16 protein-coding genes are annotated in these 25,550 nt (G+C 58.0%); 10 read left to right on the top strand and 6 right to left on the bottom strand.

Features of this window, described 5'->3' with window-relative positions:
* Nucleotides 1-78: 78 nt before the first annotated feature.
* From ACF0H7_RS25695 to gap, 3 genes are all read right to left on the bottom strand, one after another.
* Nucleotides 79-981 (bottom strand): FecR family protein, encoded by a 903-nt coding sequence (locus ACF0H7_RS25695; protein WP_397454020.1) that lies wholly within the window; start codon nucleotides 979-981, stop codon nucleotides 79-81.
* Between the two features lie 192 nt (nucleotides 982-1,173).
* Nucleotides 1,174-1,686 (bottom strand): RNA polymerase sigma factor, encoded by a 513-nt coding sequence (locus ACF0H7_RS25690; protein WP_397449642.1) that lies wholly within the window; start codon nucleotides 1,684-1,686, stop codon nucleotides 1,174-1,176.
* A gap of 93 nt (nucleotides 1,687-1,779) precedes the next feature.
* Entirely contained in the window at nucleotides 1,780-2,781 is a 1,002-nt protein-coding gene (gene gap / locus ACF0H7_RS25685) for a type I glyceraldehyde-3-phosphate dehydrogenase (protein WP_397449641.1), read from the bottom strand.
* 221 nt (nucleotides 2,782-3,002) lie between these two features.
* On the opposite strand from gap, the gene edd reads away from it, so the two are divergent.
* From edd to ACF0H7_RS25635, 10 genes are all read left to right on the top strand, one after another.
* Entirely contained in the window at nucleotides 3,003-4,829 is a 1,827-nt protein-coding gene (edd, locus tag ACF0H7_RS25680; RefSeq protein WP_397449640.1) for a phosphogluconate dehydratase, read from the top strand.
* On the top strand, nucleotides 4,826-5,782 hold the full coding sequence (locus tag ACF0H7_RS25675) for a glucokinase (RefSeq protein ID WP_397449639.1): 957 nt from the start codon (nucleotides 4,826-4,828) through the stop codon (nucleotides 5,780-5,782). Before edd ends, ACF0H7_RS25675 begins: the two co-directional genes overlap by 4 nt.
* A 75-nt stretch (nucleotides 5,783-5,857) precedes the next feature.
* Nucleotides 5,858-6,598: a response regulator gene (locus tag ACF0H7_RS25670; RefSeq protein WP_397449638.1), complete on the top strand. Its 741-nt coding sequence runs from the start codon at nucleotides 5,858-5,860 to the stop codon at nucleotides 6,596-6,598.
* Nucleotides 6,588-8,051 carry an ATP-binding protein gene (locus ACF0H7_RS25665; protein ID WP_397449637.1) on the top strand — a complete coding sequence of 488 codons (1,464 nt, stop codon included), beginning with the start codon at nucleotides 6,588-6,590 and terminating at the stop codon, nucleotides 8,049-8,051. Before ACF0H7_RS25670 ends, ACF0H7_RS25665 begins: the two co-directional genes overlap by 11 nt.
* Before the next feature lie 149 nt (nucleotides 8,052-8,200).
* Nucleotides 8,201-9,487, top strand: a complete 1,287-nt coding sequence (locus tag ACF0H7_RS25660; protein WP_397449636.1) for an ABC transporter substrate-binding protein — start codon at nucleotides 8,201-8,203, stop codon at nucleotides 9,485-9,487.
* Between the two features lie 113 nt (nucleotides 9,488-9,600).
* A complete protein-coding gene (locus ACF0H7_RS25655) occupies nucleotides 9,601-10,509 on the top strand; it encodes a carbohydrate ABC transporter permease (RefSeq protein WP_397449635.1) in 909 nt (302 codons plus the stop codon).
* The gene (locus ACF0H7_RS25650) at nucleotides 10,502-11,347 is read left to right on the top strand and encodes a carbohydrate ABC transporter permease (protein ID WP_397449634.1); all 846 of its coding nucleotides are present in this window, start codon (nucleotides 10,502-10,504) and stop codon (nucleotides 11,345-11,347) included. The genes ACF0H7_RS25655 and ACF0H7_RS25650 overlap by 8 nt, the downstream gene beginning before the upstream one ends.
* 2 nt (nucleotides 11,348-11,349) lie before the next feature.
* A complete protein-coding gene (locus ACF0H7_RS25645; protein ID WP_397449633.1) occupies nucleotides 11,350-12,513 on the top strand; it encodes an ABC transporter ATP-binding protein in 1,164 nt (387 codons plus the stop codon).
* Nucleotides 12,514-12,631: 118 nt separating this feature from the next.
* A complete protein-coding gene (locus ACF0H7_RS25640) occupies nucleotides 12,632-13,981 on the top strand; it encodes a carbohydrate porin (RefSeq protein ID WP_397449632.1) in 1,350 nt (449 codons plus the stop codon).
* Nucleotides 13,982-14,211: 230 nt separating this feature from the next.
* Nucleotides 14,212-15,078 (top strand): D-hexose-6-phosphate mutarotase, encoded by an 867-nt coding sequence (locus ACF0H7_RS25635; protein WP_397449631.1) that lies wholly within the window; start codon nucleotides 14,212-14,214, stop codon nucleotides 15,076-15,078.
* 134 nt (nucleotides 15,079-15,212) lie between these two features.
* On the opposite strand, the gene ACF0H7_RS25630 is transcribed toward ACF0H7_RS25635, so the two are convergent.
* From ACF0H7_RS25630 to ACF0H7_RS25620, 3 genes are all read right to left on the bottom strand, one after another.
* Nucleotides 15,213-18,128, bottom strand: a complete 2,916-nt coding sequence (locus ACF0H7_RS25630) for an RHS repeat-associated core domain-containing protein (protein ID WP_397449630.1) — start codon at nucleotides 18,126-18,128, stop codon at nucleotides 15,213-15,215.
* A 184-nt stretch (nucleotides 18,129-18,312) separates the two neighbouring features.
* Nucleotides 18,313-21,084 (bottom strand): RHS repeat domain-containing protein, encoded by a 2,772-nt coding sequence (locus tag ACF0H7_RS25625; protein ID WP_397449629.1) that lies wholly within the window; start codon nucleotides 21,082-21,084, stop codon nucleotides 18,313-18,315.
* Nucleotides 21,081-25,550 (bottom strand): SpvB/TcaC N-terminal domain-containing protein, encoded by a 4,470-nt coding sequence (locus tag ACF0H7_RS25620; RefSeq protein WP_397449628.1) that lies wholly within the window; start codon nucleotides 25,548-25,550, stop codon nucleotides 21,081-21,083. Before ACF0H7_RS25620 ends, ACF0H7_RS25625 begins: the two co-directional genes overlap by 4 nt.

The raw sequence follows: 25,550 nt of genomic DNA, 5'->3' as shown, positions 1-25,550 counted from the left end.
CTGTTTCATAATGAGAATCAGTTGCATTGGCTATAACTAGACGAACGACGAACGGCTATCGCGTAAAAATAATTTCGCTCAGTTCAAAATCATCAGATCGGGCAGTTCATGCAAGTGCGCGGAGGTGATGTTGGCCAGCGAGCGAACCACGTCCACCGGGCTGTCCAGGCGATAGTTGCCGGTGACCGCAACGGTTTCCAGGTGGCGGTTGGTGGTGACGATCCAGCCGGGGTAATAACGCCGCAACTCGCTCAGGACATCGCCGAGCGGGGAGTTTTCAAAGACCAATCGACCCTGGACCCAAGCCAGATCTTTGTTGGCGTTAAGCTTTTCCCGTTGGCCGAAACCTTGCGGGCCGACGCGAATACTGTCACCGGCGGACAAGTTGATGTGGGAACTGTCCGGCACGGCTTGTAGGTCGAGGTTGCCGCGCTGCACCAGAATTTGCGCCACGCCGTCCAGATAGCGCACGGCAAATGCGCTGTTGTCGGCATTCATGCGTACCGGGCCGGCATCGATTTCCAGCGGCTGCTTGTGGTTTGTCGCGATGTCGAAAAAGGCTTCGCCCTGGTACAGGCGAGCGACGCGATGCCGGTCGTTGATTTCGCTGGAGAAGGCCGAGTTGGTGTTGAGCAGGACGTTCGAACCGTCATCCAGTTGCAAGCGCTGGCGCTCACCGACCACGGTCAGGTGATCGGCTTGCAGGCGTAGTGGCAGGTTGCTGAAACTGGTCAGGCTCAATAGCAAGACGGCGGCGATGGCCAGGGGTTTGCAGTGCGGACCAAGGCGTTGCCCGAGCGACGGTTTGCGTACCGGCAGAGCGGCGGCGACTTGAATCAGCGGGTCGGAATTCCAGATCGCCTGCGCGCGGGCGAAGGCCTCGCGGTTCGCCGGGTCGGCCGCCAGCCATGCGTCAAACGCGGCGCGCTGTTCGGCGTTGGCGCACTCCAGGTCGATCAGCCAATCCATGGCTTGATCCATCGCGCGCGTTATTTTTGGAGCCGTCACGGGGTTTCCTCGGCAGTCGCTTGGGTGGGGCAGCGTATCGCGGTGGTTGGGCTGGTGATTTCTGTAGGAGCTGCCGCAGGCTGCGATCCGTCGCAGTGAAGATCCTGCGGATCTTATCGCAGCCTTCGGCAGCTCCTGAAGTGGAATTGAGTTCTTCCTCAGGAGTCACTCATGCCGCCTCGCCACCCCTACACAGATCGCCATGATCAGTTTGAGTTCCTTCTGCACGGTACTGGCTGACACGCTGAGTTGTTCGGCAATCTGCACGTAGCTGTGACCGTTCAGGCGGTTGAGGGTGAAGATCTGTTGCTGGCGCGGGGTCAGTTTGCTGAGGCTGGCGCTGAGACTTTCCAGCAGACGCTTGGCGTGGGTCGCGTCTTCGGCGCTGGTTTGCGGTTCGACGACGTTTTCCAGGACGTCCATCGGCACGTCTTCGAGCAGCGTGCGGCCCTGGATTCGTTGCGCGCGCAGGTGGTCGAGCGCCAGGTTGCGCGCTGTCTGGTAGACAAAAGGTTCGAGGTGTTCGATTGCCCGCTCTTTCAACGCTCGGGTAACCCGCAGGTAAGTTTCCTGCAACAGATCCTCAGCGGTGCTGTGATTGCTCACCATCCGCTGCAAGGTGCGCAGCAGGATCATGCGTTGGGCGAGGAAGACTTGATTGAAGTGTGACTGACTCACGGGAGTACCCGACCAGGAAATGCAGCAGATGATAATGCTTATCATCTGCGATGCTGGTCAAGCACTTATCCGTGACGGTTCATGTACCAACGCTTACTGAGCGTTATGCAGCGCCAGGCAGTTATCCAGCATCCGGTTGGAGAAGCCCCACTCGTTGTCGTACCAGGCCAGGACCTTCAGCAGCTTGCCGCTGACTTTGGTGTGGTTGGCATCAAAAATCGACGACAGCGGGTTGTGGTTGAAGTCACTGGAAACCAGCGGCAGGGTGTTGTAGCCAAGAATCTTCGAGTGGCGGCTGGCTTCCTTGAAGATCGCGTTTACTTCGTCGGCGGTGGTTTCGCGCTTCAATTGCACAGTCAGGTCCACCAACGACACGTTGATCACCGGCACGCGGACCGACATACCGGTCAGTTTGCCCGCCAATTCCGGCAGCACCAGGCCCACGGCTTCAGCCGCGCCGGTCTTGCTCGGGATCATGTTGTGGGTCGCCGAACGCGCACGGTAGGGGTCGGAGTGATAGACGTCGGTCAGGTTCTGGTCGTTGGTGTAGGCATGGATGGTGGTCATCAAGCCGTTTTCAATGCCCAGTTCGCGGTTCAACACCTGGGCAATCGGCGCCAGGCAGTTGGTGGTGCAGGAGGCGTTGGAGATGATTTGGTGCGATTGGCGCAGCACGTCGTGGTTGACGCCGTAGACCACGGTGGCATCAGCGCCTTTGGCCGGGGCCGAAATGATGACTTTGCGCGCGCCGGCAGTGATATGGGCGGCTGCTTTGCTACGGTCAGTGAACAGACCGGTGCATTCGAACACCACGTCGATGTTCTCGGCTTTCCATGGCAGATCGGCAGGGTTGCGAATGGCGCTGACCGCAATCCGGTCACCATTGACCGTCAGACTTTCGGTGTCGAATTCGACGTTGGCGTCGAAGTGACCATGTACGGTATCGAACTGCAGCAAATGTGCGTTGATCGCGCTGTCGCCCAAATCGTTGATGGCGACGACCTGCAGGTCCTGACGGTAGCCTTGGGTATAGAGTGCTCGCAGGACATTGCGGCCGATGCGGCCAAAGCCATTGATTGCGATACGAAGGGTCATACAGCCGTCCTCATTTGAATTTGTTGTTGGAATTACAAGATTATTCGCATAAAAATAGAAAACAAGCCTTTTTAATGGCAATATTTTGTTTTATCTACAACGAGTAACCCGCAAGATCAGTACATTTGTTCAAAAATCAGCCTTTGCTCAGCGTAGGCCTGACTGTAGACAATTGGAATTATCTGAGTGGGTCACCTATCCGTTAGCCTGGAGTTCATCACATGCATCCCCGCGTTCTTGAGGTAACTGAGCGGCTCATCGCCCGTAGTCGTGCGACGCGCGAGCGCTATTTGCAATTGATTCGCGGCGCTGCCAGTGATGGCCCGATGCGCGCCAAGCTGCAATGCGCCAACTTCGCCCACGGCGTGGCTGGCTGCGGCACCGATGACAAAAACAATCTGAAGATGATGAACGCCGCCAACGTGGCGATTGTTTCGTCGTATAACGACATGTTGTCGGCGCACCAGCCCTACGAGCACTACCCGGAACTGCTCAAGCAGGCGCTGCGCGAGATCGGCTCTGTCGGTCAGTTCGCTGGCGGCGTGCCGGCCATGTGCGACGGCGTGACCCAGGGTGAACCGGGCATGGAGCTGGGCATCGCCAGCCGCGAAGTGATTGCGATGTCCACTGCGGTGGCTCTGTCACACAACATGTTCGACGCGGCAATGATGCTCGGCATCTGCGACAAAATCGTGCCCGGCCTGATGATGGGCGCGCTGCGTTTCGGTCATTTGCCGACCATCTTTGTGCCCGGCGGGCCAATGGTATCGGGGATTTCCAACAAGGAAAAAGCCGACGTCCGCCAGCGCTATGCCGAAGGCAAAGCCAGCCGCGAAGAGCTGCTGGAATCGGAGATGAAGTCTTACCACAGCCCAGGCACCTGCACGTTCTACGGCACCGCCAACACCAACCAGTTGCTGATGGAAGTGATGGGCCTGCACTTGCCGGGCGCGTCGTTCGTCAACCCGAACACGCCGTTGCGCGATGCGCTGACCCGCGAAGCCGCGCACCAGATCACCCGTCTGACCAAGCAGAGCGGCAGCTTCATGCCGATCGGCGAGATCGTCGACGAGCGTTCGCTAGTCAACTCCATCGTCGCCTTGCACGCCACCGGCGGCTCGACCAACCACACCTTGCACATGCCGGCGATTGCCATGGCCGCCGGGATCATTCTGACCTGGCAGGACATGGCCGATCTGTCGGAAGTGGTGCCGACGCTCAGCCACGTGTATCCAAATGGCAAAGCCGACATCAACCACTTCCAGGCCGCTGGCGGCATGTCGTTCCTGATCCGTGAATTGCTGGAAGCCGGTTTGCTCCACGAAAACGTCAACACCGTCGCCGGTTTCGGTCTGAGCCGTTACACGCAGGAGCCTTTTCTCGAAGAAGGCAAACTGGTGTGGCGCGAAGGCCCGATCGAAAGCCTGGACGAAGACATTCTGCGTCCAACCGCACGACCGTTTTCGCCTGAAGGCGGTCTACGCGTCATGGAAGGCAACCTCGGTCGTGGCGTGATGAAAGTCTCGGCCGTGGCGCCCGAGCATCAAATCGTCGAAGCGCCGGCGCTGGTGTTCCAGGATCAACAAGACCTGGCCGACGCGTTCAAGGCTGGTCAGCTGGAGCGCGACTTCGTTGCAGTGATGCGCTTCCAGGGGCCGCGCTCCAACGGCATGCCGGAACTGCACAAGATGACGCCGTTCCTTGGTGTGTTGCAGGACCGTGGTTTTAAAGTCGCGTTGGTGACCGACGGTCGGATGTCCGGTGCGTCCGGCAAGATCCCGGCTGCAATCCACGTGTGTCCGGAAGCCTTCAATGGTGGGCCTTTAGCGCTGGTTCGTGACGGAGACGTCATTCGTGTCGACGGTGTTAAGGGTACATTGCAAGTTCTGGTCGAACCGGCAGAATTGGCCGCCAGAGAACCGGCAGTCGGTCTGCTCGACAACGGTGTCGGTTGCGGACGTGAACTGTTCGGCTTCATGCGCATGGCGTTCAGCTCGGCAGAGCAGGGCGCCAGCGCCTTTACTTCGAGTCTGGAGACGCTTAAGTGAAATTGGCTTTGGTCGGTGATATTGGCGGCACTAATGCGCGTTTTGCCATCTGGGAAGACGATCAACTGCATTCGATCCGGGTATTCCCGACCATCGACTACGCTAGCCCGGAGAAGGCGCTGGAGGTCTACTTTGACGACCTCGATTTACATCCAGGCGATGTCGGCTCGGTGTGCCTGGCGGTCGCCGGGCCGGTCAGCGGTGATGAATTTCAGTTCACCAACAGCCACTGGCGCATCAGTCGCGCCGAGTTTTGCGCACACCTGAAAGTCGACAACCTGTTGCTGGTCAACGATTTCACTGCCATGGCGTTGGGCATGACCCGTCTGCGTGACGATGAATATTTGACCATCTGCCACGGCATTTCCGACAAGAGCTGCGCACGGGTGGTGATCGGCCCTGGCACCGGGTTGGGCGTCGGGACGTTGATCGGTCTGGCCGATAACCATTGGAAAGCCTTGCCGGGCGAGGGCGGGCACGTCGATTTACCGATCGGCACGCCTCGCGAAGCGCTGATCTGGACGCGCCTGATGCACGATCATGAGCATGTCAGCGCTGAAACCATCCTCAGCGGCGCCGGTTTGTTGTTGCTGTACCAGACCTGCTGTGCGCTGGACCACATAGAACCAACGCTGAAGTCGCCGGCGGCCATCACCTCGGCTGCCCTGGCCGGTGACCCAGTGGCGGCTGCGGTGCTGGATCAGTTTTGCTGCTGGCTCGGGCGTGTGGCCGGCAATAACGTGCTGACGGTGGGCGGTCGTGGCGGGGTCTATATTTGTGGCGGTGTCGTGCCGCGCTTTGCCGATTTCTTCATGACCAGCAGCTTTGCCAAGGCGTTCTCGGCGAAGGGTTTGATGAAAAATTACTTCAAAGGCGTGCCGGTGTGGTTGGTGACTGCCGAATATCCGGGACTTACCGGAGCGGGAGTTGCATTGCAGCAAACGTTTGGCTGACAGTGTAATCTGCGCGACCTCGGCCGCTACCTCAAGCTTGAGGCGCGTATTTTTCCCATAACAAGGACGACGGATGTGAACTCAGTCAGTAAGTCGATTTTGCTGGTCGATGATGACCAGGAGATTCGGGAATTGCTGCAAACCTACCTGAGTCGTTGCGGTTTTGCGGTGCGGACGGTGGGCGATGGGGCCGGTTTTCGCCAGGCGCTCAATGAAGAGCCCAGCGATTTGGTGATCCTCGATGTCATGCTGCCCGACGAAGACGGCTTCAGTCTGTGCCGCTGGGTGCGTCAGCATCCGCGTCAGTCACAAGTGCCGATCATCATGCTCACCGCCAGCTCTGATGAGGCCGATCGCGTGATCGGTCTGGAACTGGGCGCGGACGATTACCTCGGCAAGCCGTTCAGCCCCCGGGAGCTGCAAGCCCGGATCAAGGCGCTGTTGCGGCGTGCGCAATTCGGCCAGGAACAGCGGGTGACCGGCGAAGTGCTGGTGTTCGATGACTGGCGGCTGGACATGGTCAGTCATCGGCTGTTTCACCGTGACGGCGAGGAGGTGATTCTCTCCGGCGCCGATTTTGCGCTGCTCAAACTGTTTCTCGATAACCCGCAGCAGATCCTCGATCGCGACACCATCGGCAACGCCACCCGTGGTCGTGAGCTGATGCCGCTGGAACGCATCGTCGACATGGCGGTCAGTCGCCTGCGTCAGCGCTTGCGCGATACCGGCAAGGCGCCACGGCTGATTCGTACCGTGCGCGGCAGTGGTTATCTGTTGGCGGCGAACGTGACTTCACAGGCCAGCAATGGCTACTGAGAAAAAAACCTGGCGCCTGCCGGTACCGCGCTCGCTGTTGGGTCGCATGCTGTTTCTGACGTTGCTCGTGGTGTTGCTGGCTCAGGCGCTGTCCAGCGTGATCTGGCTGTCGCAACTGCGCGCAACGCAGATGGAAGGCCTGGTCACCAGTGCTCGCAGTCTTGCCTATTCGATGGCCGCCAGCGTCAGTTACTTTCGTTCGTTGCCGGTGGCCTATCGTCCGCTGGTGCTCGATCAGTTGCGCAGCATGGGCGGTACTCGATTCGTCGTGTCGCTCAATGACCGGCCGCTGGAAATGGCGGTGCTCGAGCCAACGCCACGCAAGCAGGCAGTGTTGAGCGCGGTGGGTGAAGTGCTGCGCGAGCATCTGGGCAACGAGCCGCGAATCTCGGCGATGTTCGTGCGTCCCGAAGACCTGCGGATTTTCAATAGCGGACTCAAGCTCGACGAACTGCCGCGCTCCTGGGCGCATTACGCCTTGAGTCTGGAGCCGGTCAACCCGCCGGTGTTGGTGACGCAAATCGAGCTGGCACCAGGTGAATGGCTGTACATCGCCTCGTTGTTGCCGGAACCCTACACCACCCTGGAAGACCAGAACCTGCCGGCGCAGCAGGTGTGGTTTATCGTCCTGACCAGTGGTTTTCTGCTGTTGTTCATTGGCTTGCTGGTGCATTGGCAAAGTCGGCCGCTCAAGCGGTTGGCGCGGGCGGCGCGGGAAATGTCGCTGGGCACGGTGGTCGAGCCGGTGGTGGAGGGCGGTGGCAGTGAGGTGGTGGAAGTCAGTCGCGCGTTCAACGCCATGCGCGAGCGAATCAGCCGTTATCTTTCTGAACGCAGCCAATTGTTCAGCGCGATATCCCATGACTTGCGCACGCCGATCACCCGTCTGCGGCTGCGGGTCGAGTTGCTCGAAGACGAAAGCGTGCAAGCCAAATTCAGCCGTGACCTCGACGAGTTGGAGTTGTTGGTCAAAGGTGCCTTGCAGTGCGTGAAGGACACCGATATCCACGAAAACATCGAGCCGGTGGACCTCAACCATGTGCTGCATTGGCTGATCGAACCTTACCTGTCACCCAACGGTAATGGTCGGGTCACGCGTGAGGGGGAAGCGGCTTCCGTGTACCTGGGCAAGCCGCTGGCGCTCAAACGCTGCATGGGCAACCTGATCGACAACGCGCTGAAGTACGGCGACCGTGCCCATCTGTACGTCGAGGACGATGCCGAAGCCTTTGTCCTGCATGTCGAGGATGAAGGCCCCGGTGTGCCCGAGCAGCGTCTGGAACAGGTGTTCGAACCGCATTTCCGTCTGGCTGGCAAACAGCAACAGGGTTACGGCCTGGGGCTGGGTATTGCGCGAAATATTGCCCACAGCCACGGCGGCGAAGTCAGCCTGCAAAACCTGCGTGAAGGCGGGTTGCGCGTGACTTTGCGCCTGCCGCGAATCAACGACTGACTCCCCAATCGCCAGGTCGGTTCCGTTATGTAACCGACCTGTGACCTTCGCGCGTCCCTTCGTTACCGTGCCGATAAACGGCTTGGTTAAAATCCTCCCAGTGCAAGCACCAGACTTGCTCATGCATAACAACAAGAAAGGTCAAATTGATGAATTCGATTACCCGTCTCGCCGCACTCGTTTCTCTCGCCTCGTTGTTCCCTCTGAGCGCTATTGCTGCTGATTCCAAAGGCACTGTCGAAGTCGTGCACTGGTGGACATCCGGTGGCGAAAAAGCGGCTGTCGATGTGCTCAAGGCTCAAGTTGAAAAAGACGGTTTCATCTGGAAAGACGGCGCTGTTGCCGGCGGTGGTGGTGCGACTGCCATGACCGTTCTGAAGAGCCGTGCCGTAGCCGGTAACCCGCCAGGCGTCGCGCAGATCAAAGGCCCGGACATTCAGGAATGGGCGTCTACCGGGTTGCTCGATACTGACGCTCTGAAGGAAGTTTCCAAGTCCGAAAAGTGGGACAGCCTGCTGGACAAGAAAGTCTCCAACACCGTGAAGTATGACGGCGACTACGTTGCCGTCCCGGTGAACATCCACCGCGTCAACTGGCTGTGGATCAACCCGGAAGTCTTCAAGAAAGCCGGCATCACCAAAAACCCGACCACCCTCGAAGAGTTCTACGCAGCGGGCGACAAGCTCAAGGCTGCGGGCTTTATCGCGCTGGCCCACGGTGGTCAGCCTTGGCAGGACAGCACCGTGTTTGAAGCGGTCGTGTTGTCTGTAATGGGCGCCGACGGTTACAAAAAAGCCCTGGTCGATCTGGATAACGGCGAACTGACCGGTCCAGGCATGATCAAGTCGCTGACCGAACTGAAGAAAATCGCGACCTACATGGACGTCGACGGTAAAGGCCAGGACTGGAACCTTGAGGCTGCAAAAGTCATCAACGGCAAGGCCGGCATGCAGATCATGGGTGACTGGGCCAAGAGCGAATGGACCGCTGCCAAGAAAGTCGCTGGCAAGGATTACGAATGCGTAGCCTTCCCGGGTACCGACAAGGCCTTCACTTACAACATCGACTCTCTGGCGGTGTTCAAGCAGAAGGACAAGGGCACGACGGCTGCTCAGCAGGACATTGCCAAGGTCGTTCTCGGCGAGAACTTCCAGAAGGTCTTCAGCATCAACAAGGGTTCGATCCCGGTGCGGACCGACATGCTGGCCGACATGGGCAAGTACGGCTTCGACTCCTGTGCCCAGACCGCTGCCAAAGATTTCCTGGCAGATGCCAAGACCGGCGGCCTGCAGCCAAGCATGGCGCACAACATGGCGACCTCGCTGGCAGTACAAGGCGCGTTCTTTGACGTAGTGACCAACTACATCAACGACCCGAAAGCCGATCCGGCCGATGCAGCCAAGAAGCTCGCCGCAGCGGTCAAGTCTGCCAAGTAATCACTGTTTCAAATAACACGTAAACCCCAGCCGCAGTTCGTGCTGTTGAAACCGTAGCCCGGTTTCACGCACGACTGTGGTCTGGATTTGATGTACTTAAAGTGGATTTTCCGATGAGCTCTGTCGCTGTGTTCAGCAAAGCCTCGCCGTTCGATGCGCTGCAACGCTGGTTACCCAAGCTGGTACTGGCGCCTAGCATGTTCATCGTGCTGGTTGGCTTCTACGGCTATATCCTCTGGACGTTTGTTCTGTCGTTCACAACATCCACCTTTCTGCCTTCCTATACGTGGGCAGGGCTGGCGCAGTACGAGCGCCTGTTCAACAACGATCGTTGGTGGGTCGCAAGCAAAAACCTGGCGGTATTCGGTGGCATGTTCATCGGTATCACCCTGGTAGTTGGCGTGTTGCTGGCGGTGTTCCTCGACCAGCGTATTCGCCGCGAAGGTTTCATTCGCACCATTTACCTGTACCCGATGGCGCTCTCGATGATCGTGACCGGTACGGCGTGGAAATGGCTGCTCAACCCGGGCATGGGCCTGGACAAATTGTTGCGTGACTGGGGCTGGGAAGGCTTCCGTCTCGACTGGCTGATCGACTCTGATCGCGTGGTGTATTGCCTGGTGATCGCCGCCGTCTGGCAGGCCTCCGGCTTCATCATGGCGATGTTCCTTGCAGGTCTGCGGGGCGTCGACCAATCGATCATTCGTGCGGCACAAATCGACGGCGCGAGCCTGCCGACCATCTACTGGAAAGTGGTGCTGCCAAGCCTGCGTCCGGTGTTCTTCAGTGCCGTGATGATCCTCGCGCACATCGCAATCAAGAGCTTCGACCTGGTGGCGGCAATGACAGCGGGCGGTCCGGGTTATTCCTCCGACTTGCCGGCGATGTTCATGTACTCGTTCACCTTCAGCCGTGGCCAGATGGGCATGGGCTCGGCCAGTGCGATTCTGATGCTCGGGGCGATTCTCGCCATCGTGGTGCCTTACCTGTATTCCGAGCTGAGGGCCAAGCGCAATGACTAGTTTCGCCGACAAACCTTCCATCAACTTCAGTCGCATCGCGATCCACGCGGTGCTGATCCTGGCGTGCCTGCTGTACCTGGTACCACTGGTGGTCATGCTGCTGACCAGCTTCAAATCGCCGGAAGACATCAGTACCGGCAACTTGCTGAGCTGGCCGACCGTGATCACCGCCATTGGCTGGGTCAAGGCCTGGGCCACGGTTGACGGTTACTTCTGGAACTCGATCAAGATCACCGTGCCTGCGGTGCTGCTGTCTACCGCGATCGGTGCGCTTAACGGTTACGTGCTGTCGATGTGGCGCTTCCGTGGCTCGCAACTGTTCTTCGGTCTGCTGCTGTTTGGCTGCTTCCTGCCGTTCCAGACCGTGCTGCTGCCGGCGTCGTTCACCCTCGGCAAAATGGGTCTGGCCAGCACCACCACTGGCCTGGTCTTCGTCCATGTGGTTTACGGCCTGGCGTTCACCACGCTGTTCTTCCGTAACTACTACATCAGCATTCCCGATGCACTGGTGAAGGCTGCACGTCTGGATGGTGCCGAGTTTTTCACCATCTTTCGCAAGATCATTTTGCCGATGTCGACCCCGATCATCATGGTCTGCCTGATCTGGCAATTCACCCAGATCTGGAACGATTTCTTGTTCGGCGTGGTGTTCTCCAGTGGCGATTCACAACCGATCACGGTGGCGTTGAACAACCTGGTCAACACCAGCACCGGGGTCAAGGAATACAACGTGGATATGGCGGCGGCGATGATCGCCGGGCTGCCGACACTGTTGGTCTACATCGTCGCAGGCAAGTATTTCGTGCGTGGGCTAACGGCCGGCGCAGTCAAGGGGTAATCATGGCAACGCTTGAAATCCGCAATGTAAACAAGACCTACGGCCACGGCCTGCCAGACACGCTGAAGAACATCGACCTGAAGATCAAGGACGGTGAATTCCTGATCCTGGTCGGTCCTTCGGGCTGCGGCAAGTCGACCCTGATGAACTGCATCGCAGGTCTGGAAACCATCTCCGGCGGCGCGATCCTGATCGATGATCAGGACGTCAGCGGCATGAGCCCGAAAAACCGCGACATCGCCATGGTGTTCCAGTCCTACGCGCTGTACCCGACCATGAGCGTGCGCGAGAACATCGAGTTCGGTCTGAAGATTCGCAAGATGAGCCAGGCCGCCATCGACGAAGAAGTCGCGCGCGTCGCCAAGCTGTTGCAGATCGAGCACTTGCTCAATCGCAAGCCGGGCCAGCTCTCCGGTGGTCAGCAACAGCGTGTGGCCATGGGCCGTGCGCTGGCGCGTCGTCCGAAGATCAATCTGTTCGACGAACCGCTGTCCAACCTCGACGCCAAACTGCGGGTCGAGATGCGCACTGAAATGAAACTGATGCACCAGCGCAACAAGACCACCACCGTCTACGTGACCCACGACCAGATCGAGGCCATGACCCTGGGCGACAAAGTGGCGGTCATGAAGGACGGCATCATTCAGCAGTTCGGTACACCGAAGCAGATCTACAACGATCCAGCCAACCAGTTCGTCGCCAGCTTCATCGGCTCGCCGCCGATGAACTTCATTCCTCTGCGCCTGCAGCGCAAGGACGGGCGTCTGGTGGCCTTGCTGGACAGCGGTCAGGCGCGTTGCGAGTTGCCGTTGGGCATCTCCGACGCCGGCCTGGAAGACCGCGACATCATTCTCGGTATGCGCCCGGAGCAGATCGTTCTGGCGCCCGTCGAACCCAATGGCTTGCCGACCATTCGTGCCGAAGTCCAGGTCACCGAGCCCACCGGCCCGGACACCCTGGTGTTCGTCACGCTCAACGAGAGCAAGGTCTGCTGCCGGCTGGCGCCGGATGTCGCACCGCAGGTAGGCGAAACGCTGACGCTGCAGTTCGACCCGTCCAAAGTACTGCTGTTCGACGCCAAAAGCGGCGAGCGGTTGGGGGTTCTGGGGAAGCCTCAGCCCGCTGAACGAGCGGGCAACGTGACACAGATTAACCGCGGCCTCTGAGGCGGCATGGAGCACTGCGGGTGGGTCGATCCTGCCGTATCGATCGATCAACCGGCAACACGATGTAAATAGAAGACCACGTACTAAAAGCTAATAACAATAAAACGAGGAGTTATGGATGAAAAAGGCACACAACAATAGCCGTTTGCTCTGCCAAGTGTCGGCAGTTGCAGCGCTGGTTCTTTCTGCCAATGCGATGGCAGACGACGCTTTCAGCGCCGATTCCAAATGGATGACTGGCGACTGGGGCGGTGAGCGGACCAAGCTGATCGAGATGGGTATCGACATCAAGGCGGACTATGTCGGTGAAGTAGGGGGCAACCTGCATGGTGGCTACAACAACGACAAGACTGCGCGTTATGCCGACCAGTTTGGCCTGGGCGCGGCGTTAGACCTGCAAAAGCTGTTGGGTTGGGATAACACCCAGGCCAAGGTCGAGCTCACCAATCGTAATGGTCAAAACATCTCCAATGACCGTGTCGGCGACCCGCGTGCCGGCACCTTGAGTTCTTCTCAAGAAGTTTACGGCCGTGGCCACATGGTGCGTCTGACCCAATTGTGGGTTCAGCATCAGTTCCTCGACAAAACGTTGGATGTTAAAGCCGGTTACATGGGCGTAGGCGAAGACTTCAACACCTTCCCTTGCGAATTCCAGAACCTGGCATTCTGCGGCTCCCAAGCGGGTAACTGGGCAACGAACATCTGGTACAACTGGCCGGTCATGCAGGCGGCTTTGCGCGTGAAGTACAACATCACGCCTGAGTTCTATGCGCAAATCGGTGTGTACGACCAGAACCCATCGCAGCTAGAGCACGGTAACGGCTTCAAGCTCAGCGGCAGTGGTACCACCGGCGCCCTGATTCCGGTTGAACTGGTCTGGTCGCCGAACCCTAACGGTCTTCCAGGCGAATACCGTGTCGGTTATTACAAGAGCTCGGCCAACGCCAATGACGTTCTTGAGGACGCCAACGGCAATAACGCAGCGACCACCGGTAATGCCTACAAGGTTCACAGCAGCAAGCACGGCTTCTGGGGCGTAGTGCAACAGCAACTGACCACTCACAACGGCGATGCTTCTCGCGGTCTGCAAGTTGCGGCTAACGCAACCTTCCACGACAAGGACACCAACTTCATCGACAACTACCAGTCGCTGATGTTTGTGTACAAAGGCCCGTTCGATATGCGTCCGAAGGATGACATGGGGATCGGTTTTGCCCGTATCCATGTTAACGATGACGTGAAGAAAAACGCCGAGTTGCTCAACGCCAGTAACGGTGTCACCGACTACGACAATCCGGCGTTCTCACCGTTGCGCAGCACCGAGTACAACTACGAAATCAACTACGGCTTCCACGTTACCAACTGGCTGACCGTACGTCCTAACCTGCAATACATCACCCACCCAGGTGGCGTGGACGAAGTCGACAACGCTCTGGTGGCCGGCCTGAAAATTCAGACGGTGTTCTGATACATCAAGAGCCCAGGCGGTGTTGATCAGGTCGGCAACGCACGCGTTGCTGGCCTGAGCATGCAGTCAAAGTTTCAGGAAGCGTTTAACAAAAGGACGTGAGCGCTTTTACAAATCAAGGGTCGTGTGTGCTTTGCGGGCAGCGTTGGCTGCCCGTTTTTTTGCTCTTTTTTTTCTGTTTTTTACGACGATCAATCGTCTTTATTTCAAGCCGCAGCAGGACAGTCATCATGATCACGGGCACGCTTGAACATCCACTGCAACGATTCTTCACCTCGTCCCGGGCACGACCGACGTTTGAGTGGGAGCGTTTTCAGCAGCGCGACGTGTTGTTGATCGATCACCCGACCTGCCAGGCGGTGTTCAGTCGTCAGGGCGGACAACTCCTGCATTTCCAGCCGCGTGGCCAGCACCCGTGGCTGTGGTGTGCGTCGCAGTGGCCGCAAGTCGGCGCGATTCGTGGCGGCGTGCCGGTGTGCTGGCCGTGGTATGGCCGTCATCCCAGTGAAGGGGTGTGGCCGTCCCATGGCTGGGCGCGGCTGCTTGACTGGAAACTCATCGACAGCACTGAAGACGAGTCCGGCGTCAGCCTGCACTGGCGCCTGAAGCTGTGGGACTGGCAGGTCGACTTGCACGCCGATCTGGGGCAGGGCATGGAGTTGCGGTTGAGCACCCAGCACGAAGACAGCGAGCCGTGCCACTTCAGCCATGCGCTGCACGCCTACTGGCGCATCAGCGATGTAGCCGACGTGGCACTCGACGGGCTCGACGGCGCCAAAGGTTACGACCAACTCAATCGACAGGCCTGCCAGCAAGAAGGCGAGCTACGGGTCGAGGGCGGGTGTCAGAGGGTGTTCAACCACGCCGGGCAACTGCAACTGCAGGACGAAACCTGGCAACGCAGCCTGTGCATTGATACCAGCGACAGCACCAACACCATCGTCTGGCATCCCGGTAGCCGCCCATTGATGGGCGTGGGCGGGCATGAGGCGATGGGCTTTGTGTGCGTTGAAGCGGCGTCCGGTGGCTCAAATGTGCTGAGCCTCGCGCCGGGGGAGCAAGCGCATTTGACGTTGCAGGCGCATTTGTTGCATTGAGGGGTGTCAGATACACCGCGATCCCTGTAGCAGCACGGCTTGCCGGCGATGGCGTCCGCAAAATCCCCATCGCCGGCAAGCCGTGCTGCTACTGGTTATTCAACTCATCATCAATCGGATAACGGCTGGCCGCTCTAACGCATTGCTGCCACGCGCCGGCCCAGCGCCTGAGTTTCTCTAAGCCGATTGGTCACTTCCAACGTCGCTGTAGACAGACTTTGTGCCGTGCTGTTTTTGAACATATCGCCGAATTCGGGGGTGTTGACGCTGCTGGCATTAAGCTGATCAAACATCGCGGTGATCGACCCCAGGCTTCCATCGATTCTTTGGATCAGGCCTGTGAGTTTATTGTCGAGTTTTTCAGCCTTTGCTTCCGACAGGCCAGAGGCGGCCCCTAAGTTTTCATGGATCAATTCAGGGATCTCAGGCAGTACTTTCAGCGCTTGGCCAAAGGGTGCTTTACCTAATGCGGTTTTTGAAAGGTCTTTCCCGAATTTGTAGGCTCCATTTTGAGTGGTCGGGAGCATTTTTTTAAATTTCGAGGCCGCGTATCCCGAGAGGTTGACGGTTTTGTGTTCACCTTCCTCGAATATTTTATCGGCGGATAAAGGACTGGTTTTCAGTTTTACAGAGGCGCTTAGTCCCGTTCTTTCGGCGGCATAATCGGCAAGCACGCTGGCTGTTTTACCGATCACATAACCACCCACCGCACCTGCCGCCGTTCCGATACCCGGCAAGATTGCCGTACCGAGCAACGCTCCGCCGATCCCGGCCCCTGTGCCGATAGCTGAGGTCGCCACGACTGCGACGCCTCGTTTGACAGCAGACGTTACGTGCTCCTGAAGTGACGAGTAATTGAGTAATTGCTGGTGAGCTGCTTCGGCGCGCTGTTTCGAGATGCTTAACACTTCCAGGTGAATGGCAACGGCGTCATTGAGCGGCTCCAGTTCTTGTGCTCGCGCCAGTTTCGCTGCGCGTTTCGATATGGTCGCTGCCTCGCTCGCTTTGCGTAATGCGCGTTCCTCGCGTCCTGCTCTTGTCATGCCATCGAAACCGAAGTTTGAGCCCGGCAGGTTTGACACACCTGCTCGTCCGTCTGGATCGCTATTGCTGATGGGATTGTTGCCCACCATTCGATAGAGATTCAGCCCGTCAATCGTCCCGGCAGGGTCGGGATTGATCCACCTCTGCAACCACGGCGCGTAGTAGCGCTGGCCGTAGTAGTAAAGGCCGCTGGCGTCGCGCTCTTTGCCCGAGTAACGAATGGTCTTGAAAGTGGCTTGCAGCGCTGACTTGGCGGCCCACCAGGCGCTGCCGCCATAAGGGTAATAGCCTTCGTGGCTGAGAAGGCTGGCTTGAAGATCCAGTTCCATGCAGCTGGTGCTCAGCAGGTCGTCAACGTTGTAACGCTGCTGATTGTTCTCGATGCCTGGTGGCTTTCCAACGACCCAGTGCAGATAGCGCATGTTGCAGCGACCGGCCTGCAACGTGATGACCTCCAGGCGCTCGCGGCTATCACTGCGAATTTCCAGACCCGGCAGGTAGCGGACCTCGGCGACGTGCGTAGTACTTTTAGCCTTGGTGGTGCTGACCTTACGTACCCGCGTTCCTTGGGCATCGTAGATATAACGCTCACTATCGTCGTCGCTGCCTTCTCGCGGCAGTATCACGGCTCCGCTGAGCTGGTTACGGTTGTCCCACTGCAAGTTCTGGCCGCGCTGCAAGGCTTGCAGGTTGCCGTTGGCATCGAAGTTTGTGTTGAAGTCGCGAGTGCCTTGATCCTCAATGATTGGCAGGGCGCGGTTGCTGCTGCGTGAAACGTCCATCACCCGCGTGTAAGAGCGGTTGCCTACATGCTGCAGCTGAGTCAGGTTGCCCGCGCTGTCGTACTGGTAGTGCTGGGTGTAGTTGAGCAACTGATGAGTGTCGCCCGGTGTCAGGTTCAGGTCCGGCAGTTGCTGGCCGATGGTGGCACCCAGGGCTTCGCGTCCCGTGGCTTTGATCAATTGATAAAGGCTGTCGTAGGTGTAGTGGTTAATCGGATCAATGCGTTGGTTGGAGAAATACCGGGTGGCTTGTGCGCTGTCTTCAACACGCACAATGTTGCCGACCGGGTCGTAGTGGTATTTCAGTGCTTGGAGGTTGCTGCGATCAGGCTTCAGTGTCTCGAGGCTTTTCAGGCGTCCGTCCGACGGGTCATATTCGGCTCGACTGATCACGCCGTTACCGGCAGTTTGCTGTTCTATCTGACCGTGGGCGTTGTAGGCAACGTCCAATAAGATGGGGTGTTCGGTGCCCCCTTTAGGGTGCAGCGTCAATGTGGACAGTTCACCCGATACGTCATAGGTCGAACGTTGCTCATTGCCCAGCGCATCGATTTGCGTCAGCGACTCACCGGTCGGGGCGTACTGCCAGTAGGTCGTGGCGCCCATACCGGGTTCCAGCAGATGATCACGGTCGGCGGGTTCGGCAGGCCAATCGGGCAGCTCCAGAGACTTCAGAAAGTGGCGGGTTTCACTCAGCGGCTGACCCAGCAACCCATACTCGGAAAACAGCAGCGAGCCTGCGCTGTCGTCCTCACGGATCGCCCGCCCGCATTGATTGTGTGCGGCGGTCACAGGTGACGCGTTGACATATGCAAAGCGCATAATGACCCGCGCGGGTTGATCTTTGCCGCGTTCGATCAGCTTCACCGGCCGCAGCATTTCATCGTAATCGGTTTGCCAGTGAGTGCCTCGACTGTCCCAGCTTTCTTTGATGTCGCCCGCATCGGTGTAGCGGTTTATCCGGTCTCCGGCGTCGACATTGCGGGTGACCAAAACCGAGCCGCCCAGGCTAAACACAGAGCGTTGGTTCGCGAGCGATGCTTCATTTAGTCGTGGGTCCCAAGCAGCAACGATGTTGCCTGTTGCGTCATGCTGGTGCCGTGTGATCCGTGCTTGAAGTGATTCAGTGGGGTCAACACGATGGTAGGCCACGTTCCGTAAAGTCAGGCCTCGGCTATCAATGGCAGTGAGTGTCGGTGTGTGGCGATGGAGTGCATGGTTCATGTTTACTCGACTCGTTAGTTTCCTGTGCTTGCAGGAAAAAAGTGCGAACAAATCCAGTTCGCGAGCGCATGAGTGAGCCGCGAAGTGGGTGATCGAAATAGAGACATAAAGCGGTCGCGAAGTAGCCGCGACCGGAACGTGTTAACCGAAGATTAAAATGTGTAGGGCTCTCTGACGCGACGCTTTACGACGCATTCTTCACATATTGATTGATCAACTCGGCTCTCTTTTGTTTGTTGATATCCTTCACTTGAGCAAACGCATTTTTGCCAAGCTCATTGGAAGTCAGGTCCTTGTGCTGTTCAGCAATTTTGGACAGTTCTTCCGCGGTATGTACGACCCCTGTCGCTTTCCACAGGAACGATGCTCCCATGATGCCCAGTTTGATCGGCCCTGGAGGGGCCAGGATTGCAGCGGTGTCCAGCACACCCGCAACACCGACGCCCGTGGCCACAGACGTGGTCAGCCCGTCCTTTGCTTCGTTACCTCTCCTGCGCAGTTCATCTTGTATTTCGTTTTGCTTTTGCGTCGGCACGGTAGCGGCGACGGCGGTTGTATGCAGCGCTTTTTTAGTCGCCGTTACGACGTTGCCTAAGTTGTTATAGGTATCAACAACTGCCGATTTAGCCAGGCTGGTCTTGTTGATTTCCGACACCTCTGAATGGGTCGCGAACTGAGCGGCCTCGGCGGTCAGTTCAGCACCTTTGGCGATGGCTTTGGCGCCCGGTAACTGACCTTGCGCCAGATTAAACGCGGTTGCCAGCCGACCGCTGAACGAGCCGATAATCTTGTCTTCTGGTTTTAAGACGTGCTGTTGCGATTTTTCCAGCCACTTGTTGGCTTGAGTTTCACCGGGTGTTTTCAGACCCGTATTGTCACGAGAGGAAGGTGTTGAGACAGAGGCATCCTGGATCTGGTTTTTTGATTTGTAGACCTGATAACCGGCAATGCCTGCTCCGCCAACTACCTTGGCTGCTGCGCGCGCAAACATCAACCCGTTCGGGTCGACCAAGGTAAGGGGAGAGTTATTAACCATTTTGTAAAGGTTAAGTCCGTCCGCATCTCCCGCAGGGTCCGGATTAATCCAGCGCTGCAACCACGGGGCGTAATATCGGAATCCGTAGTAATAAAGTCCGCTGGCATCACGCTCCTTGCCTGAGTAGCGAATGGTTTTGTATTTGGCTTGCAGTGCGGATTTGGCGGCCCACCAGGCCGTTCCGCCATATGGGTAGTAGCCTTCGTGGCTGAGCAGCTTGCCTTGGTCATCCACCTCCAGGCTGCTGGAGTTCAAGTGGTCGTTAAGGCCGAAGCGCAGTTGATTATTGTCGATACCTTGCGGTTTACCCTCTACCCAATACAGGTAGCGAACGGTGCAATGGTCGGCCTGGAGAGTCATGACTTCCAGACGTTCCGAGTTCTTGCTACGAATCTCCAGGCCTGGCAAGTAGCGGACTTCGGTGGTGAGCGTGGTGGTTTTTGCTTGCGTGATGCGGACCTTGCGCACACGCTGGCCAGCACCATCGTAGGTGTAATGCTCAACATCATCGTTGCCACCTGCGCGGGGCAACAAGACCACACTGTGCAACTGATCCAGGCCGTTCCACTGTAGCGTTTGCCCCCCCTCCAGCTTCAGCAGGTTACCGTTGGCGTCGAAGCCGCCTGGAAAATCCACTGGAGTTTTGCCCTGGGTAACGGGCAGGCTGCGATTGCTGTTGGACGCAACCTGCATGTCGCGAGTGTAGTTGTGCTTTCCGACATGGCGCAATTGCGTGAGGTTGCCGCCTGCGTCGTATTGGTAGTGCTGGGTGTAGTTGATCAATTGGCTGGTATCGCCAGGGTTGGTGCCCAGCTCGGGTAATCCTGGCTGGATGCGCCCGCCCAGCGCTTCGCGCCCAGTGGCTTCGATCAACTGGTCGAGGCTGTCGTAAACATAGTTATTGACGCCGTCGACCCGTTGATTGTTGAAGTAGTGGATCGATTGGGTGTGGTCTTCAACCCGGACGATATTGCCCACCGGGTCATAGCCATAGCTGAGGTCTTGTAGGACACCTCGACCCGGGCGTGACGCAGTGAGCCTGAGTAGATGTCCGTCGGCGGCGTCGTAGTCTGCGCGGCTGACAACACCATTGCCCGCTGTTTGACTGCTGAGTTGCCCGAAGGCGGTGTAACTCAAGTCCTGCAAAACCGTCAATTCGCTCTGGCCGCTTGGGTGCAGCTTCAGGCTGCCGAGCTGGCCGGCTACGGTGTAGGTTGAGCGCTGTCTGTTGCCTGACGCATCGAGCTGGCTAAGCATTTCTCCCACTGGACTGAATGCCCAGTGGGTGATTGCTCCCATTCCGTTTTCCAACAGTTTCTCGCGTTCGCTGACAGTGGCTGGCCAGTCCGGCTGCTCGAGATTGTTCAAGAAGTGTCGGGTTTCGCTCAACGAGTGACCGGTCAATCCATAGTCCGAATACAGCACGCTGCCAGCTCCGTCATCACGACGAATCAGACGGCCACATTGGTTATGGGCAGCATTCTGGGAGGCGTTGGCGGCATACACGAAGCGTTGGGTGACGCGGCTGGTTTGGCCGATGCTCTGGTGGTGAATGGCAGTAGGGCGAAACAGCTCGTCGTAGTCAGTCTGCGAATGCGCTCCCCTTATGTCCCAGCTTTCTCGTACGGGTCCGGCATCGGTAAAGCGTTGTATGCGGCACCCGGCATCTACGTTGGTGTTGCAGAGTAGAGCGCCGGTAAGACTGTAGATACGGCGCTGATTGGGAGGCCGGGTCTCACTGAACAAACGCGGGTCCCAGTCTGCGACGGGCAGACCTGACGCGTTGTATTCATGTCGAGTGATCCGCGCTTGCGGAGTACCACCGGCTTGTGTGCGGCGGTAGGTAACGACCCGCGCTATCAGACCTCGGCTATCAAGGGTGGTCAATGTCGGAGTATGGCGATGAACGTCCAGGTTCATGATGTGCGCTCCTTTTCTCGGCGCGCCTTGTCCGCCATGGCTTCGTCATAGGTGTCGTTTTCATCCTCGTTAATGCTGTACCAGGCCAGGTAACGTTTCCGGCGCCACAGGCCTTTGGCAGTGATGGTCAGCGTCGGTCTGCCTGACGGGTCATAGAATTGTTGATCGCTCAGCCCTAGTTGCCTGAGCGACGAGTCGTCTATGTACCGATAGTGGTCAGCGAAGAAGGGGCGGTAGACACGAATCGGCAAGCCTTTGTTGTTGTACTCGACCCCTTCGCTAACCCGCCAGCGTGAAGCGCTGGCTGCGGTCACCGGCTGACCACCCTGCCATGCGAGCCTGCCATCGGCATGGGTTTGGTAGGCGTCGCCAGGCTCGACTTTTTGCCGGGTTTGCAGCACGCGACCGAAGCCATCCCAAGAGGTGATGGAGATGCGGATCTGTGCGGCCTGGGGGTCGTCTGGGTAACGGTCGGCCAGCAGGCTGACCGCGTAGGCGGGCTCACGTTTTGCTTGCGACACCCACTGGGTCGAAGCTGGGTCAGTGGTCAGTCTCAGCCGCGCCGAATAACGGATATACCCATTGGGCAGCACGTTGCCCAGGGCCACTTGCTGTGCCAACCAGGTTTTGTCGTTGATCAAGTCTTGGGGTGCCCGGCCCATCCACGCGAATGCATGACTGAAGTGAGCGGCTGCTGCACCCTGTAATGCACTGTGTGGGTTCGCTATTGCATCTTCGGGGGCCGTGATAGCGACTCGATAGTCGGAGACAGGCGCAAAACCGGCTGCCTGGCCACGTTCGGTGCCATGGAAACTACTGACGCGCAACGTTCCAAAGGCGTCGTACAGCGCTTCTTGAGTATTTAAATTCGGGTCGATGATACGGGTAGGCAGCATGAGCCGATAATCATAGTGAGCCTCGGTAAGGCAGACGTCTGCCGTCGTGACTTGGGTTGGCAGGCAGTGATAGATGTCGTAGCCAACAGTGGTGGTGCCCTGACGTTGGGTCGCTTTCACGCCAAGGACTTTGTAGAAGCGATTGGCTGTCCCATAGGTGACGAAACCTTTGCAGGTTGACCAAAGCACGGCGTCGTCGGCGGGCAAGAACGTGGCCATGGTTTGATAGCCGTCACCCTTCAATCGGTCTTCCAGTTGAGCGGGAGACAGGACTGAGTCATAGACACGCAACGCGGTTTCATTTAGCTCTGCACTTTCGAAATACCCCTGCAGGGCCTGGTAGGTCGAGCTGCCCGCGTCGAGGATTTTGTCAGGTAGCTGCGGGTGTTTGTAACGCTGTACAGACAACCCAGTCAGTATCCGCGTGGCAGTGAGTTTGAGGGGGCCTTTCGAGTCTCGGAAATGCTCAAAGGAAATCCGTGAGGGCGTCAGTTCATGGGCTGCCAGTTCCAGCGCATCACTGCGCTGTCGGTAGGGCAAGCCCAGGCGACGATTTTCCGTAAGAGGATGTTGAATGAACTGAGCGCGCGTTTCATTGAGGTGGTAGCAGGCTTGCGCACCATCATGGGTGTCGCGCCACCAGGTTTGCTCATGCTTTTCACTGAACGGTGGTTCGTCTTGAGGGGTTTTGCGCCGTGCATAATTGACGTTCACGCTATGGGTCAGGTAGTCAAACATGTCCCAGGCGAGGTTAATGGTGTGCTGGCAAAGCGGGTCATCCGGCTGACGCTCGTAGTGGTAGGCGATGGACTCCAGCACCAGAGGACGCATGACGGCGTAGGGTTGCTGCTCGCTACTCGAACGCTCCAGTACCACCGCATAACGCGTCTGTTGCACTGCGTAGGGCAGGGCCTGTTGCGCGCTGCCGTCGAGGCCGAAAGTTTCCACGCGCAGGGTCAGGCCACTGAGGGCTCTGGCCATTTCTTGTTGGGTAGTTTTGTTCGCAGCGGGGATGACATTGTGGATGTCGTTGAACAATAGCGCCTTGCCCAAAGGCTGGGCCTGGCTGTCCGAGGTGTCATAGTCGTCGCCCGGCAGGTCGACGAAACGACCCGTGTGAAACCAGGTTTTGGTCAGCAGTGGCGCACCGTCATGCTCGCGTTCAGAGGTCCGGCTAGTGGTTTCACTGTCGGATTGCAGCAACAGACCAAACCCGCGCATTTCGCGGTCGTGCCCGTCGTAATAACCCTGGCGATAATTCAGCTGTTGAGTGAGTTGGTTGCCGGTGATCTCATCGAGTTGGTGCTGTTGGCTGACCAGATGAATCGGGAACGGCACGTAACAACTCGCGGGTTTGCCTGCCGCCAACAGTTGTTGTTTTTCGTCCAGCCATTCTTGTGCCGAACTGCGATAGGCGACCTTGCCCGATGCGCCCATATTGTTGTTGGTGCCCACCAGTAAATAGGGTTTGCAGGTGATGAAGTCACAGCGCCAATGCCGGGGCGAGCCGTGGGGCGATGTCAGAATCAGGCTGGAACAGCCCAGCCCTTGCAGGTCCGCCGTGCTCACCTGACAGAAACGGTCGTAGCGCACGCCTTCTGGCCAGGTTTGGATCCGCGGCTGCTGCTCAAAACCATTGCCGCCACGGTTCATGAAGATTTCCACGTGGTCGGCTTTGAGGTAAAGAATGTCGGCGGCTCCTGAGCCATCCAGGTCGGCCAGCAGGATGCGCGAGGCCTCGAATTCGTCGTAGGCAAACGGCAGCTCGGCGAGGCGAAAGCCTCGACCGAAATTGCCATGGCCCAGATTCGGCCAGCACCTGATTTCGTTATGACGGATCCGCACCAGGTGCTGTTGACCGCTGCCCAGCACGTCGCTGAACGCCACCACTTCGTTATGGCTATTACTCATCGCCGGCAAGCTATCGTCAGGAAGTTCATGCTCGACTTCAGTGGCGCTGGTGAAGCCTCGGCCCTGCGGGTTTGCAGAGTAGAGACGCACACTTTGGGTGCCTATCAAGGTCAGGTCGCTGAGGCCGTCGCCGATCAGATCAGCGAGTTGACCTTCGGGATGAAAGAACTCCCGAGGGAACACGCCGAAGGGCGCAAAGTTTGACCAACTGCGATCCGGGTTGAGGGTGAAAAACCCGTGCAACCCGTGCTGAGCGACAATCCAGTCCAGGCGCCCATCGCCCGAGAGGTCGGTCAAGGACTGGCTCACGTGCTTGTGTTGGTCGGCGTTGGGCAGACGGGGAAGTGCTTGCCACTCACCGTAGCTCACCTCATCAGGGTGTTGCGCTGCTTGCGCTCGCTGCGGCTCACGGTAGAACCAGCTTTTATCGGAGCGATAGAGCACTCCAGGTAAGCCTTCGCCGTAAAGATCCACTAACTGATAGCGTTGACCGTCGTTGAGTCCCGGCAAATTCTGAAAGGCGTGATAGCGACTTTTTTCGATGTCGAACGCGCTGTAACTGAATTCCAGCGGCGGTCGATATTCGACCTGACCCTTGGCGTCGTAGGCCTGGAGATGTGCAGCCAGAAGCTGGCTGTACGATAGATCGGTGGCCTGATATTCGAGCAACAGACGCTTGACCAATACCGGCGCTTCACCCAGCTCGTCAGGGAAGTGGTGAAACATCAACACTTGGCGGCACAGACGCGAGGTTCTGAGTTCGAAACCATAGGCATAACTGGAATACGGGTCACTGCGCACGGCCCAGGGATTGGGCGCGAGATAGTTGGGTTGATCGCTCAGGCCGGTGGCTCGTTCGCCGTAGTCAAAAACCAGCTGGAAATGCCATTGCAGCGGTTGCGTCAGCCGGCTCCACGCATAGAGATGGTTGTGGGCGGTGGCGTTGCCGTAGCAAACTCGGCGCAAATAGCGTTGGCTGTTGTGATCGCGTGTCGATTCCGATGTGAGTCCTTGCTCGTCTTCCTGTTTGTACTCATAAACGATGTGCTCGCCATGGGCATTCATCGATTCTTCCAGCAACCATTGAGCTACCCGTTGCTGGCCGGTTGCGGGCGCGGCGATGCGCGCCTGTTCATTGAAACCATAGAGGTGCAGGCCGCCGTCACTGGCATGGACCAGCCAGAATCCAGGATCGGTGACGCTGGAGCGCCAGTGCTCGATCAGTTCGGAGCCCGCTTTGATCCTGGGTTGGTAACGAGCGACTTGATAGGTCGTTCCCAGATTTAGCCCTTGGTACGCACGTACGCTTCGACGCTTGATACTGCCGTCGACGCTTCGTTCCGGCATCCACACCTCGCCGCCCGGACCTTCAAAAAGATCATCGTCGGTGTAGGTCGGCACACCCTTGCTGGTTCGTCGGGAAATCGCGTAATGCGACAAGCCCCACCCCAAGCCGCACACACCATTACCGGCATGGCTGCTATAGCCAAGGGACAGGGCCGGGGCGTAGCCACGGCCAGGGGAGATCGGCAACGGAATGTCAAACGAGGCCGTTCCCAGCGTGCCGACCGGCCCCAGGCCCTTGCCGATGCTTTGAATAGCCCCCCCGCCCTTGGGCAGGGAGGGGTTGTTGATGGTGAGGGAGTCTTGAGTGTGCAT

This window comes from Pseudomonas sp. NA-150, from assembly GCF_044336365.1.
Lineage (GTDB): Bacteria > Pseudomonadota > Gammaproteobacteria > Pseudomonadales > Pseudomonadaceae > Aquipseudomonas.
This window is presented reverse-complemented; position numbering and strand designations above follow the sequence as displayed.

Coding starts and splice junctions, on each gene's coding strand:
- ACF0H7_RS25695 (WP_397454020.1), bottom strand. CDS start 981: ATGGATCAAGCCATGGATTGGCTGATCGACCTGGAGTGCGCCAACGCC.
- gap (WP_397449641.1), bottom strand. CDS start 2,781: ATGACCCTTCGTATCGCAATCAATGGCTTTGGCCGCATCGGCCGCAAT.
- edd (WP_397449640.1), top strand. CDS start 3,003: ATGCATCCCCGCGTTCTTGAGGTAACTGAGCGGCTCATCGCCCGTAGT.
- ACF0H7_RS25665 (WP_397449637.1), top strand. CDS start 6,588: ATGGCTACTGAGAAAAAAACCTGGCGCCTGCCGGTACCGCGCTCGCTG.
- ACF0H7_RS25660 (WP_397449636.1), top strand. CDS start 8,201: ATGAATTCGATTACCCGTCTCGCCGCACTCGTTTCTCTCGCCTCGTTG.
- ACF0H7_RS25655 (WP_397449635.1), top strand. CDS start 9,601: ATGAGCTCTGTCGCTGTGTTCAGCAAAGCCTCGCCGTTCGATGCGCTG.
- ACF0H7_RS25650 (WP_397449634.1), top strand. CDS start 10,502: ATGACTAGTTTCGCCGACAAACCTTCCATCAACTTCAGTCGCATCGCG.
- ACF0H7_RS25645 (WP_397449633.1), top strand. CDS start 11,350: ATGGCAACGCTTGAAATCCGCAATGTAAACAAGACCTACGGCCACGGC.
- ACF0H7_RS25640 (WP_397449632.1), top strand. CDS start 12,632: ATGAAAAAGGCACACAACAATAGCCGTTTGCTCTGCCAAGTGTCGGCA.
- ACF0H7_RS25635 (WP_397449631.1), top strand. CDS start 14,212: ATGATCACGGGCACGCTTGAACATCCACTGCAACGATTCTTCACCTCG.
- ACF0H7_RS25630 (WP_397449630.1), bottom strand. CDS start 18,128: ATGAACCATGCACTCCATCGCCACACACCGACACTCACTGCCATTGAT.
- ACF0H7_RS25625 (WP_397449629.1), bottom strand. CDS start 21,084: ATGAACCTGGACGTTCATCGCCATACTCCGACATTGACCACCCTTGAT.
- ACF0H7_RS25620 (WP_397449628.1), bottom strand. CDS start 25,550: ATGCACACTCAAGACTCCCTCACCATCAACAACCCCTCCCTGCCCAAG.